Here is a 12,217-nt window from a genome sequence, read left to right as displayed (position 1 = left end):
GAACGCCGCGTGAAGCGTGGGCGAGCAGTTGCGTCGGCGCATGGCACCTGCTGCGCGCGCGGGCCACGATCGACGAGGTTGAACGCCCCCGTTCGGGGGCGGCCTCTCGAAAGGATGCTGATGGCCCCCATCAGACGGACCGCACGCCCCCGGGTCCTCGCAGCGAGCGCCGCCATCGCCGGTGGAGCGCTGCTCGTCGGCGTCACCGCCGCGCCCTCCCTCGCCGACGAAGGCCAGGGCCACGGCGCCCGCGCCGACGTGAAGCACGTGCTCCTCCTCTCGGTCGACGGCCTCCACCAGAAGGACCTCGACTGGTACGTCCGCACGCACCCCGCGTCCGCGATGGCCGCCCTTGCCGCCCACGGCACCGACTACACGAACGCCTCCACCCCGGTCCCCTCCGACTCGTTCCCCGGGATGGTCGCCCAGGCCACCGGCGGCAACCCGGGCACCACGGGCGTCTACTACGACGACACCTACAACCATGCGCTCCTGCCGGCCGGCACCACGAACTGCGTCGGCGTGAAGCCGGGTGCGGAGGTGGCCTTCACGGAGGCCGCCGACAAGAACCAGGCGAGCATCGACGCCGGTCAGGGTCTCGCCGGCCTCCCCGGCAGCATCCTGTCGATGACGGGCACCCCTGTCAGCCTGCTCGACCCCGCGCAGCTCCCGGTCGACCCGGCCACCTGCAAGCCGGTCTACCCGCACCAGTACATCAAGGTGAACACGATCTTCGAGGTCGCCAAGCAGGCCGGCCTCCACACGGCGTGGAGCGACAAGCACCCCGCCTATGAGATCCTCAACGGCCCGTCGGGCACGGGCGTCGACGACCTGTTCACGCCGGAGATCAACAGCAACGCGGCCGCGCCGTTCACCGGTGACTGGACGCAGGACAACCTGGCCACGCAGCAGTACGACGGCTACAAGGTGCAGGCCGTGCTCAACGAGATCGACGGCAAGGACCACTCGGGCACGAAGGCCGAGCCGGTGCCCGGGATCTTCGGCATGAACTTCCAGACGGTCTCGACCGCGCAGAAGCTGCCGACCTCGGACGGGCTCACCGGCGGCTACCTGGCCGACGGCTCGACCCCCGGCCCGCTGCTGACGAAGGCGCTCGCCTACGTCGACGCGTCGCTGGGCGCGTTCACCTCCGAGCTGAAGAAGACCGGTCACGCCGGTGACACGACGGTCATCCTGTCGGCCAAGCACGGCCAGTCCCCGACGAACCCGGCCGCCCTCAAGCGCGTGGACGACGGCCCGATCATCGCCGGCCTGAACGCCGCGTGGAAGGCCGCCCACCCGGCCGCAGGCGACCTCGTCGCGTTCTCGACGGACGACGACATCATGCAGCTCTGGCTGAACGACCACACCCAGGCGGCAGCGGACTTCGCCAAGCAGTACCTGGCGACGCACGCCGCGGCGGGCAACACCATCACGAAGGCGCCGGTCACGGTGCAGGCGTCGGGGCTCACGACTATCTACGCGGGCGCGGGAGTGGCGAAGTACTTCGGCACCGCGGCCTCCGACGCACGCATCCCGGATGTGCTCGGGATCGCACAGACCGGCGTCGTCTACACGGGTGGCACTGCGAAGATCGCGGAGCACGGCGGCGCGAGCGCCGACGACCGCAACGTCCCGATCCTGGTCTCGTCCCCCGGCGCGAAGCACGCGCAGCGGATCGGCGCCCCGGTCGAGACGACGCAGATCGCGCCGACCATCCTGAGCCAGCTCGGGCTCGACCCGCGCGCCCTCCAGGCGGTGAAGATCGAGGGGACGAAGGTCCTCCCGGCTTCGAAGCACTAGCGAACACGACTGAGGGGCACGTTGTTGTCACTTTCCGACCGGAAAAGTGACAACGACGTGCCCCTCGGCGTTGGGCGCTAGCGCTCCAGGGGGCGCCAGACGACGATCTGGTTGCTGCGGCGGACGCGGGTGCCTGCGCGCATGGAGACGACTTCGCCCTCCGAACCGGCGGCGAAGACGCGCCGGCCCGGCCGGTTGAGCAGCTCGTCGGCGAGCGCCGACTCCAGGTCGCGCACGCGGTCGCTCAGCGCGTTCACGTGATCCTCCAGCTCCAGGATGCGTCGGATGCCCTCCAGGCTGACGCCCTCGGAGCCCAGGCGCGCGATCTCGCGGAGCTTCTCGACGTCGCGCATCGAGTAGCGCCGCGACTTGCCGGCCGTGCGGCCGGGGCTCACGAGCCCGAGCCGGTCGTACTGCCGGAGCGTCTGCGGGTGCATCCCCGCCAGCTCGGCGGCGATCGAGATCACGAAGACCTGCGTGTTCTCATCCATGGCTAGCCCCGAGCCTTGGCCAGGATGTCCTCTCGCGGGTTCTCGTCGGGAAGCTTCTCGGCGAAGGCCTCGAGAGCCTCCTTGGCGTCACTGGACAGGTGCGACGGCACTGCGACCTGCACGACCGCGAGGAGGTCGCCCGTGCCCTTCGCGGTCTGCACGCCGCGGCCCTTCACCCGCAGCACGCGGCCGCTCGGGGTGCCGGGGGCCACACGGAGCTTGACCGGCTCGCCGCCGAGCGTCGGCACCTCGATGGTCGCGCCGAGCGCGGCCTCCGCGAAGGTGACCGGCACGGTGACGCGGAGGTTCAGGCCGTCGCGCTCGAAGACGGGGTGCTTGCGAACGGCCACGGTGAGGACGATGTCGCCGGCCTCCCCGCCGTCCGGGCTGGGCTGGCCCTTGCCGCGCAGCTTGATCTTCTGGCCGTCGGCCACGCCCGCGGGGATCTTGACCTTGAACGGCTTGCCGTCCGCGGCCTGGAGGCTGATGGTCTCGCCCTTGGTGGCGGTGACGAAGTCGATGGTGGTGTGCGCGGTCACGTCGTTGCCTCGCGTCGGGCCGCCGTAACCGCGGTAGCCGCCGCTCGTCGTGCCGAACCGGCCGTTGCCGAACAGTCCGCCGAAGACGTCGTCGAAGCCGCCCTGGCCGCCGCCCTGCTGGAAGGCCCCACCTCCTGGAAAGTACTGGCGCTGGCCGCCCTGGCCGCCGCCGAACATCCCGCCGAAGACGTCGTCGAAGCCGCCCTGGCTGCTGGAACCCGGGGCGGTGAACCGCGCCCCGGTGCCCATCGCGCGGATCTGGTCGTACTCCTTGCGCTGCTCGGGGTCGGCGAGCACCGAGTGGGCCTCGCTGATCTCCTTGAACTTGGCCTCGGCGGCCGGGTCGCCCGGGTTGGAGTCCGGGTGGTACTTGCGCGCGAGCTTGCGGTACGTCTTCTTGAGGTCCGCCTCGCTGACGTCCTTGGAGACGCCTAGGACCTTGTAGAAGTCCTTGTCGAACCAGTCCTGGCTTGCCACGGCGCCTCCTCTCCTGCCTGAGCTGTCGTGGTCGGTGCCCTCGTGGGGCCCGCTGTCTGTTTCGAAGTCTGCATGTGTCGTGGCGCGAGGAGCGGCGGGACACGCATCCCGCCGCTCCTGGCGCTCATCGTCCGGCCGGTCAGGCCGGGGTGGCGACGACCACCTTGGCGACCCGCACCACGGTGGAGCCCAGCCGGTAGCCGGTCTCCACCACCTCCGCGACGGTGTCGGCCGTCACGCCGGGGGTGGGCTGCTGGAAGATCGCCTCGTGGACCTGCGGGTCGAAGGGCTCGCCCTTCTCGCCGTACGGGGTGAGACCGAGCCGCTCGACCGCGGTGCGCAGCTTGGCCGCGATGGTCGCGAACGCGCTGCCCTCCGTGAGGTCGCCGTGCTTGTCGGCGCGCTCCACGTCGTCGAGCACCGGGATGAGGCCCTTGACGGCGTCCCCGATCGCGCGCTCGCGCTCGATCTCCCGGTTGGCCTCGGTGCGCTTGCGGTAGTTCGCGTACTCCGCGGTCACCCGCTGGAGGTCGGCGAGCCGCTCCGCCGCGAGCTGGTCGGACGTGGTCTGGCCGGAGAGAATGTCGAGGTCGTCGTCCGACAGGACGCTCGCCTCCTCCTCGTCGGCCGGACCGACGTCGACCAGCTCCTCGTGCGAGAGGTCGTGCTCTTCGCCCTGCGGCTCGCGAACCTTGCCGGTCTCGGGGTCGATCCTCCGCTTGTCGCGGATGATCGGCTCCTCGCGCTCCGGCTCCTCCGAACCGGCCCCGTCTCGGTTCTTGTCGACCATGGTTACTTCTTCTCCTCGTCCTCGACGACCTCGGCGTCGATGACGTCCTCATCGTCGGAGGAGGAGCCCTCGCCCTCTGCGCCCGCCTCGCCGGCGTCGCCGGCCGGGGCCTCGGACGCCTGCGCGGCCGAGTAGATCGCCTGGCCGATCTTCTGCTGGCTCTCGCTGAGCTTCTCGTACGCGGTCTTCACGGCCTCGTCGTCGTCGCCGGCGAGCGCGGTCTTCAGCGCGTCGATGTCGCCCTGGACCTCGTTCTTGACGTCCTCGGGGAGCTTGTCCTCGTTGTCCTTGATCAGCTTCTCGTTCGAGTAGACGAGCTGCTCGGCCTGGTTGCGGGTCTCGGCGGACTCGCGGCGCTTCTTGTCCTCCGCCGCGTGCTCCTCGGCCTCGCGCACCATGCGCTCGATGTCGTCCTTCGGCAGGCTTGAGCCGCCGGTGATCGTCATCGACTGCTCCTTGCCGGTGCCCTTGTCCTTGGCGGACACGTGCACGATGCCGTTGGCGTCGATGTCGAAGGTGACCTCGATCTGCGGGATGCCGCGGGGGGCCGGGGCGATGCCGGTCAGCTCGAAGGTGCCGAGCGGCTTGTTGTCGCGGGTGAACTCGCGCTCGCCCTGGAAGACCTGGATCGCGACGGACGGCTGGTTGTCGTCGGCCGTGGTGAAGGTCTCGCTGCGCTTGGTCGGGATGGCCGTGTTGCGCTCGATGAGCTTGGTCATGATGCCGCCCTTGGTCTCGATGCCGAGGGACAGCGGGGTTACGTCGATGAGGAGGACGTCCTTGCGCTCGCCCTTGAGGACACCGGCCTGCAGGGCGGCGCCGACGGCGACGACCTCGTCCGGGTTCACGCCCTTGTTGGGCTCCTTGCCGCCGGTCTCCTGCTTCACGAGCTCGCTCACGGCGGGCATGCGGGTGGAGCCGCCGACGAGGACGACGTGCGCGATGTCGGACACCTTGATGCCGGCCTCGCGGATGACGTCCTGGAAGGGCTTCTTGGTGCGGTCGAGGAGGTCGCTGGTCATCTGCTCGAACTGGGCGCGGGTGAGCGTCTCGTCGAGGTTGGCCGGGCCGTTCTCGGTCAGCGACAGGTAGGGGAGCTGGATGCTGGTGCTCATCGAGGAGCTGAGCTCCTTCTTGGCCTGCTCGGCGGCCTCCTTGAGGCGCTGCAGTGCGATCTTGTCCTTGGAGACGTCGACGCCGGTGGAGTCCTTGAAGCGCTTGATCAGCCAGTCGACGACGCGCTGGTCCCAGTCGTCGCCGCCGAGGCGGTTGTCGCCGGCGGTCGAGCGGACCTGGATGGTGGAGAAGTCGTCGTCCTTGCCCACCTCGAGGAGGGAGACGTCGAAGGTTCCGCCACCGAGGTCGAAGACGAGGATGAGCTCGTCCTCCTTGCCCTTGTCGAGGCCGTACGCGAGGGCCGCGGCGGTGGGCTCGTTGATGATGCGCAGCACGTTGAGGCCCGCGATCTCTCCGGCCTCCTTGGTGGCCTGGCGCTCGGCGTCGTTGAAGTAGGCCGGGACGGTGACGACCGCGTCGGTGACCGTGTCGCCGAGGTACTGCTCGGCGTCGCGCTTGAGCTTCTGCAGGATGCGGGCCGAGATCTCCTGGGCGGTGTACTTCTTGCCGTCGATCTCCTGGGTCCAGGTGGTGCCCATGTGGCGCTTGACGGACGAGATGGTGCGGTCGACGTTGGTGACCGCCTGGCGCTTGGCGGTCTCGCCGACGAGCACCTCGCCGTCCTTGGTGAAGGCGACGACGGAGGGGGTGGTGCGGAAGCCCTCCGCGTTGGCGATGACCGTGGGCTCGCCGCCCTCGAGCACCGAGACGACGGAGTTCGTGGTTCCGAGGTCGATTCCTACTGCACGTGACATATGTGCTTTCTCTCCTTTGTTGCTGGCGTTGGATAGCCGGTGAAGTAATGGGGGTCAAGAGTTGAGCCTCGACGGCTCAAGCCTGACATCCCGGGTGGGAGGCTGTCAAGCCGTGCGGATCAAAACTTGAGTACCTTTGACTCAACTTTGAGATCGAGCGGTCTATTCCGCTCAGCCGAGAACCGGGGCGTCGCTGTCCGACGGCGCCGGATCCGGGAGGCGCCGCATCCGCAGCGCATTCCCCGCGCCCAGCAGGCCCGCGGCGAGCGGGACCAGCAGCGCGACCTGCAGCGCGATCGGCCGCGACTCGGTGTTGATGCGGACGACCTCCGCGCGCACCTCCGGCGTCTCGGTGGCGAGCTGCTTCTCGAGCTGGGTGTTCGACATCACCTGGGCGTCCTCCTCCAGGGCGGTCGCCACCTGCTGTTTGTCGGCGGAGGGGAGCACGGTGCTCGCGTTGGTCATCGCGGTGAAGGTGAAGGCCAGCGTCGCCAGCATGATCGCGCCCGCGAAGGCCAGGCCGAACGACAGCCCGAACGAGCCCGCGGCGGAGTTGACGCCCGCGGCCTCGCTGACCCGCTCGTCGCTGATCGGCGACAGCGTGTAGTTGTTGAGCTGCGAGACCAGGAGACCGAGGCCGCCGCCCGACACGATGAGCGGAATGGTCAGGAACCAGCCGTTCGTGGCGATCGGGACGATCGGCAGCAGGATCGCGACGCCGATCACGGTGAGCAGGAAGCCCCACAGGATCAGGTTCGCTGGGCGTCCCTTCGCCCTCCGGCCGGCGAGCAGCGCGACGACGAACATGCTCAGCGACAGCGGGGCGATCGAGAGGCCGGCCTGCAGCGCGTTGTACTCCAGCACCATCTGCAGGTAGATGGGCAGCGCGATCATGGTGCCGCCGAGCGCCACCTGCTGGAGGAGCTGGCCGCTGACGCCCGTGCGGAACAGCTTCGACGAGAACAGGGCCGGGTCGAGCAGGGTCGGCTTGGCGCGGCGGGCGCGCGAGCGCAGCCAGAACACCAGGCCGACGAGCGCCGCGACGCCGACGACGATCAGCAGGAGCACGTACTGGCCGCCCTCCTGCCAGACCAGGATGCCGGTGACGATGCCGCCCATCCCGACGACCGACAGCAGCGCGCCGAACAGGTCGATCGAGCGCGAGCCGGTGTACGGGACGTCGTGGACCAGCCCGATCCCGGCGAGGACCACCGCGATGATGACGGCCTCCAGCAGGAACCCGACTCGCCACGACAGGAAGGTCGTGATGAACCCGCCGAGCAGCGGCCCGACCGCGGCGGCGATCGCAGCGGACGCGCCGACCAGCGCGTAGACCCGCTTCTGTTGCGCGCCCTCGAAGTTGCCGTGGATGAGCGACTGCATCGCCGGCAGCAGCAGCGAGGCGCCGATCCCGCCCACGACGGCCCAGAAGATGATGATCGCGAGGAGGTTCTGAGCGAGCGTCATCGCGACCGCGCCGACCGCGTAACCGAGCAGGCCGAGGATGTAGGCGAGCTTGCGCCCGATGAGGTCGCCGGTCTTGCCGCCGATCAGGATGAACGCGGCCGAGACCAGGGCCTCCAGCGCGATCGCACCCTGGACTCCGCTGACCGTGGTGTGGAGGTCGTGGACGACGGCGGAGATCGACACGTTCATCAGCGAGGTGTCCACGACGAGTACGAACATCGCCATCGCGAGGAGGATCGCGAGGCGGACGTTGAAAGGCGCGTCCCCGCCGGCCCCGCTGCCCCCGCCGCTCATGCGCACAGGAAAGCACAGCGGACGGACGTTTGGCGACAGCCGATTCACACCCGTTCCACAACCCGCGTCGATAGCGTCGGGGACATGGATTCGGACCCGGCCCCGCTGCTCTCCACCCGGGCGATCGAGGCCCTGCAGAGCATCGATCCGGCCACGCTGAGCGAGGTGCAGGCGTTCCGCGAGGACTTCGCGCGGTTCATCATGCCGTACAAGTTCGGCATCGACGAGATCTCCACCAAGGTGTCCATCCTGCGCGAGGAGTTCGCCGAGCTGCAGGACTACAACCCCATCGAGCACATCTCCAGCAGGCTGAAATCGGCCGAGAGCCTGGAGCAGAAGGTCATCCGCAAGAACTGCGAGCCGTCGTTCGAGGCGATCCGCGAGGCCATCACCGACATCGCGGGCATCCGGATCGTCTGCTCGTTCGTCTCCGACGTCTACCGCGTGTTCGAGCTGCTGACGGCGCAGGAGGACGTGCGGGTGCTGCGGGTGAAGGACTACATCGCGCACCCGAAGCCGAACGGCTACAAGAGCCTGCACGTCATCGTCGAGGTGCCGGTGTTCCTCAGCGGCGGCCCGGTCGCGGTGCCGGTGGAGGTGCAGCTCCGGACGGTCGCGATGGACTTCTGGGCGAGCCTGGAGCACAAGATCTACTACAAGTACGACGGCGAGGTGCCGGAGGCGCTGCTGCGCGACCTCACGGCGGCGGCGGGCACGGCGGGGCAGCTCGACATCACGATGGAGGACATCCACCGGCAGGTGCGCGGGGACGGCGGGGCGGAGCAGTACGCGTTGCCGGTGTCGGTGTAGCGATCGTCGTTTGGCGCGCGCCAAGCATGCGAGGATAACCCGGTGAGCGAGAGCACCGAACCGTCCGAGCAGCCGGCGGACGCCGAATTCCCGCGGCGCCGCTCGCGCGCGCTGGTCATCATCCTTGTCATCGCGGTCGTCGTCGTGCTGGCCGACCAGCTCACCAAGCTGTGGGCGACCGCCAGCCTCCAGGTCGGCGTCTACCACTCGCTGATCGGGAACCTGCTCGGCATCCAGCTCATCTACAACTCGGGCGCGGCGTTCTCGTTCCTGGTGGACCAGACCTGGGTGTTCACGATCATCGCCGCGCTGGCGGTCGTCGCGCTCCTCTACTTCTCGCGGCGGGTCGGCGCGCGGTCGTGGGCGGTCGCGTTCGGCCTCCTGCTCGGTGGCGCGGTGACCCATCTCGGCGACCGGCTGTTCCGGGCGCCGTCGTTCGGGCAGGGGCACGTTGTCGACTTCATCGCCTACGCGAACTGGTTCATCGGGAACGTGGCGGACATCGCGATCTTCTGCGGCGCGGTGCTGGCGCTCATCCTCGCCGTCGTCGGCGTCCCGCTCCGCGGCGGCCCGCGCCACACGCACGGCGACGATTCCGCACGAATCGCGGACTAACGGAGCGCAACATTCGTCACGAATCGCCGCTCAGCGCGCGCGAAACGCGACATTCGGCACGAATCGCGTTGGCTACTGCCGCGCGACGGCGGTGAGGTAGTCGTCGAACGTGACGGTGCCGAGCTGGGCGTCGGGGCCGGGCAGGAGGGTGCCGTCGCGGAGGGCGCGGCCCCAGCGGCCGGGGAGCGGCACCGCGAGCACGCGGGCCGGGCTCCCGGTCGCGGCGAGGTAGCGGCGGACCAGTGTGGGCATGTCCTCCACCTTCGGGCCGCCGAGGTCGCGGCTGAGCCCGGCCGGCTCCCCGGTCGCCAGCTCGGCGAGCCGCGCGCCGACCTCCGCCGCCGCGACCGGCTGCGAGCGCACCGCCGGGACCGGCTTCACCCGGCCGCGGGAGCGCGCCGCGAGCTGGGACGCGAACTCGTGGAACTGCGTCGCCCGCAGCAGGCTCCAGCCGTCCCCGCTCGCCATCACCAGCCGCTCCTGGGCGGCCTTGCCCGCGTAGTACGCGTACGGCGCCGCCGCCGCGCCCACGATCGAGAGCGCGACGTGGTGCTTTACGCCGGCTGCCCGTTCCGCGGTGAGGAGCGCCGTCGTCACCGCCTCGAAGAAGCGCGTGGAGGCCGCGCCTCCCATCGTCGTCACCGATGTCACATCCACGACGGCCGCGCAGCCGTCGAGGGTGCGGGCCAGCCGGTGCGCCTCGCCCGTGTCGTGGGCCGCCGCGAGGAGGTCCGTGCCTTCCGAGCGGCTCAGCACCACCGGCTCGTGCCCGGCCCTCCGGAGTGCTTCTACCGTTCGAGCGCCCACCATGCCGGTCCCGCCGGCCACCGCGATCTTCATCGTGTCCATACGGACAGCATCCGCACCGAACGCCTCCTGGACAACCTCCCATCCGTGCGGGCCGCGCGCCGACGTACGATCGGGCCATGACATTCACCGGGTTCGACGAGGACGCGATCGCGTTCTACCGCGAGCTGACCGTGCACAACGACAAGGCGTTCTGGCTGGAGAACCGCGAGCGCTACGAGACGCGCGTCGCCGGGCCTCTGCACGCGCTCGCGGACGCGCTGGAGCCCGAGTTCGGCGCAGGGAAGCTGTTCCGGCCGTACCGCGACGTGCGTTCTCGGCGGACAAGTCGCCGTACAAGCTGCACGCGGCGATGACGTTCGAGCGCGGCGGCTACGTGCAGGTGTCGGCGGAAGGGCTCGCGGCTGGAGCCGGCGCGCACCAGCTCGACAAGGCGCAGCTCGACCGGTACCGCCGCGCGGTGGACGCCCCGAAGACCGGCGGCGAGCTGACGGCGGCGGTGGAGGCGGTCCGGGCGGCCGGGATCGGCATCGAGGGCACCGACCGGCTCAAGACCGCGCCGCGCGGGTTCGCGGCCGACCATCCCCGCGCGGAACTGCTGCGCTACAAGGGCCTGATCACGTGGGAGGAGTGGGGCGTCCCCGACTGGTTCGCGACGCCCGAGGCCGCCGAGCGGATCGCCGGGTTCCTGCACGACAGCGAGCCCGTGACGGGGTGGCTGCGCGCGAACGTGCTCGCCGGCGACGACGGCGGCGACGGCACGCGCTGACCCCGCACGCGCGGTTCACCGCGTGTTCCCCGCCACGCCCTACGCTGTCTCCATGACGACCGAACGACCGGCGGGCGGCGACGGCGACGCCCTCGCGACCGCGGCGAGCCCGATCTTCGCCGACAGCTCCGCCGAGCGCCGCATCCCTCGCAGCTGGGTGGCGTCGTGGGCGCTGTGGGATGCCGGCGGCGCGGCCTTCAACGCGGTCATCACCACGTTCGTCTTCACCGTCTACCTGACCTCCGACTACTTCATCTCCCCCGGGCTCATCTCGGCGCAGAACGCGGAGAAGGACGCCTCCGGGCCGGCGCACCACGCGGTGACCGGCGCGATCGCCGGCCTCTCCAGCGGGCTCGCGTGGGGTATCGGGATCGCCGGGATCGTCGTCGCCGTCCTGGCGCCCGTGCTCGGGCGGCGCACGGACGGCTCCGGCCGCCGCAAGCTGTGGCTGGGGATCAACACCGGCGTCGTGGTGGTCCTCACCGCGCTGATGTTCTTCGTCGTCGGCGAGCCGTCGTTCTTCCTGTTCGGGGTCGTCCTCGTCGCGGTCGGGACCGTGTTCTACGAGATCGCGACCGTCAACTACAACGCGATGCTGGTGCAGGTCTCGACGCCGAAGACGGTCGGCCGGGTGAGCGGACTCGGCTGGGCCAGCGGGTACTTCGGCGGCATCCTGCTGCTCGTCCTCGTGCTCGTGCTGCTCGCGTCGCCCAACGGCGACGGCACGGGAGGCATCCTCCACGTCACCACCGACCAAGGGCTCAACTACCGGCTCGTCGCGCTGGTCGCCGCGATCTGGGCGCTCGCCCTGTCCATCCCGGTGCTGCTGAAGGTGCCGGAGGCTCCGGCCAACCGGCGGCTGCCCCGGGTCGGATTCTTCGCGTCGTACGGGCTGCTGTTCCGCGACCTCGGGGTGCTGTGGCGGGAGAGCAGGAACACGGTGATGTTCCTCATCTCGTCGGCGCTGTTCCGGGACGGGCTGGTGGGCGTGTTCACGTTCGGCGGCATCCTCGCGAAGGGCACGTTCGGGTTCAGCCAGTCAGGCGTGATCGTGTTCGCCATCGCGGCGAACGTGGTCGCGGGGCTGAGCACGGTGCTGTCCGGGCGGTTCGACGACCGGTTCGGCGCGAAGCCGGTGATCGTGACGGCGCTGGTCGGACTGGTGATCGCCGGGCTCGCGGTGTTCTTCCTGCACGACGGCGGGGCGATCGCGTTCTGGGTGTTCGGGCTGCTCCTGTGCCTGTTCGTCGGGCCGGCGCAGTCGGCGAGCCGGACCTTCCTGACCCGGGTGACGCCGGCCGGGCGCGAAGGCGAGGTGTTCGGGCTGTACGCGACGTGCGGGCGGGCGGTGTCGTTCGTGGCGCCGCTGCTGTTCGCACTGTTCGTCGCAGTCGGCGGGGCGCAGTACTGGGGGATTCTCGGGATCGTGGTGGTGCTGCTGGTGGGGCTGGTGCTGCTGATTCCGGTGCGGTCGCCGCGGTAGG

The 12,217-nt window shown here is 70.0% G+C and carries 10 protein-coding genes and 1 pseudogene; 5 read left to right on the top strand and 6 right to left on the bottom strand.

The features are described 5' to 3' along the window. Positions 1 to 120 precede the first annotated feature (120 nt). Positions 121 to 1,803 carry an alkaline phosphatase family protein gene (locus ACFQ9V_RS04475; RefSeq protein WP_382457965.1) on the top strand — a complete coding sequence of 561 codons (1,683 nt, stop codon included), beginning with the start codon at positions 121 to 123 and terminating at the stop codon, positions 1,801 to 1,803. Positions 1,804 to 1,880: 77 nt separating this feature from the next. On the opposite strand, the gene ACFQ9V_RS04470 is transcribed toward ACFQ9V_RS04475, so the two are convergent. From ACFQ9V_RS04470 to ACFQ9V_RS04450, 5 genes are all read right to left on the bottom strand, one after another. Continuing rightward, complete coding sequence (locus tag ACFQ9V_RS04470) at positions 1,881 to 2,294, bottom strand: heat shock protein transcriptional repressor HspR (RefSeq protein WP_370055112.1); 414 nt, start codon at positions 2,292 to 2,294, stop codon at positions 1,881 to 1,883. A gap of 2 nt (positions 2,295 to 2,296) precedes the next feature. Continuing rightward, positions 2,297 to 3,310, bottom strand: a complete 1,014-nt coding sequence (locus tag ACFQ9V_RS04465; RefSeq protein WP_382457964.1) for a DnaJ C-terminal domain-containing protein — start codon at positions 3,308 to 3,310, stop codon at positions 2,297 to 2,299. 139 nt (positions 3,311 to 3,449) lie between these two features. Further along, positions 3,450 to 4,100 carry a nucleotide exchange factor GrpE gene (locus tag ACFQ9V_RS04460; RefSeq protein ID WP_382457963.1) on the bottom strand — a complete coding sequence of 217 codons (651 nt, stop codon included), beginning with the start codon at positions 4,098 to 4,100 and terminating at the stop codon, positions 3,450 to 3,452. A gap of 2 nt (positions 4,101 to 4,102) precedes the next feature. Continuing rightward, entirely contained in the window at positions 4,103 to 5,971 is a 1,869-nt protein-coding gene (gene dnaK / locus ACFQ9V_RS04455) for a molecular chaperone DnaK (protein ID WP_382457962.1), read from the bottom strand. Between the two features lie 171 nt (positions 5,972 to 6,142). Continuing rightward, positions 6,143 to 7,732: an MFS transporter gene (locus tag ACFQ9V_RS04450; RefSeq protein WP_382457961.1), complete on the bottom strand. Its 1,590-nt coding sequence runs from the start codon at positions 7,730 to 7,732 to the stop codon at positions 6,143 to 6,145. A gap of 84 nt (positions 7,733 to 7,816) precedes the next feature. On the opposite strand from ACFQ9V_RS04450, the gene ACFQ9V_RS04445 reads away from it, so the two are divergent. Both ACFQ9V_RS04445 and ACFQ9V_RS04440 read left to right on the top strand, forming a co-directional pair. Then, positions 7,817 to 8,542 carry a GTP pyrophosphokinase family protein gene (locus tag ACFQ9V_RS04445; RefSeq protein ID WP_382457960.1) on the top strand — a complete coding sequence of 242 codons (726 nt, stop codon included), beginning with the start codon at positions 7,817 to 7,819 and terminating at the stop codon, positions 8,540 to 8,542. A gap of 42 nt (positions 8,543 to 8,584) precedes the next feature. Continuing rightward, positions 8,585 to 9,157, top strand: a complete 573-nt coding sequence (locus ACFQ9V_RS04440) for a signal peptidase II (RefSeq protein WP_382457959.1) — start codon at positions 8,585 to 8,587, stop codon at positions 9,155 to 9,157. Positions 9,158 to 9,229: 72 nt separating this feature from the next. Here the strand turns inward: ACFQ9V_RS04440 and ACFQ9V_RS04435 are convergent, their stop codons facing one another. Then, on the bottom strand, positions 9,230 to 10,006 hold the full coding sequence (locus ACFQ9V_RS04435) for an SDR family oxidoreductase (RefSeq protein ID WP_382457958.1): 777 nt from the start codon (positions 10,004 to 10,006) through the stop codon (positions 9,230 to 9,232). Positions 10,007 to 10,083: 77 nt separating this feature from the next. On the opposite strand from ACFQ9V_RS04435, the pseudogene ACFQ9V_RS04430 reads away from it, so the two are divergent. After that, positions 10,084 to 10,733, top strand: a pseudogene (locus ACFQ9V_RS04430) (DUF2461 domain-containing protein). 52 nt (positions 10,734 to 10,785) lie between these two features. Continuing rightward, positions 10,786 to 12,216, top strand: coding sequence for an MFS transporter (locus ACFQ9V_RS04425; protein ID WP_382457957.1), 1,431 nt, complete (start codon positions 10,786 to 10,788; stop codon positions 12,214 to 12,216). The last annotated feature ends 1 nt before the right edge of the window (position 12,217 follow it).

This window comes from Leifsonia sp. NPDC056665 (assembly GCF_042791795.1).
Taxonomy (GTDB): Bacteria; Actinomycetota; Actinomycetes; order Actinomycetales; family Microbacteriaceae; genus Leifsonia.
The sequence above is the reverse complement of the archived record's forward strand: the minus strand, read 5'-3'. Positions and strand labels throughout refer to the sequence as shown.

Excerpts from the sequence above, each read along its gene's own strand:
- ACFQ9V_RS04475 (WP_382457965.1), top strand. The coding sequence starts at position 121 with ATGGCCCCCATCAGACGGACCGCACGCCCCCGGGTCCTCGCAGCGAGC.
- ACFQ9V_RS04470 (WP_370055112.1), bottom strand. The coding sequence starts at position 2,294 with ATGGATGAGAACACGCAGGTCTTCGTGATCTCGATCGCCGCCGAGCTG.
- ACFQ9V_RS04460 (WP_382457963.1), bottom strand. The coding sequence starts at position 4,100 with ATGGTCGACAAGAACCGAGACGGGGCCGGTTCGGAGGAGCCGGAGCGC.
- dnaK (WP_382457962.1), bottom strand. The coding sequence starts at position 5,971 with ATGTCACGTGCAGTAGGAATCGACCTCGGAACCACGAACTCCGTCGTC.
- ACFQ9V_RS04450 (WP_382457961.1), bottom strand. The coding sequence starts at position 7,732 with ATGAGCGGCGGGGGCAGCGGGGCCGGCGGGGACGCGCCTTTCAACGTC.
- ACFQ9V_RS04445 (WP_382457960.1), top strand. The coding sequence starts at position 7,817 with ATGGATTCGGACCCGGCCCCGCTGCTCTCCACCCGGGCGATCGAGGCC.
- ACFQ9V_RS04435 (WP_382457958.1), bottom strand. The coding sequence starts at position 10,006 with ATGGACACGATGAAGATCGCGGTGGCCGGCGGGACCGGCATGGTGGGC.
- ACFQ9V_RS04425 (WP_382457957.1), top strand. The coding sequence starts at position 10,786 with ATGACGACCGAACGACCGGCGGGCGGCGACGGCGACGCCCTCGCGACC.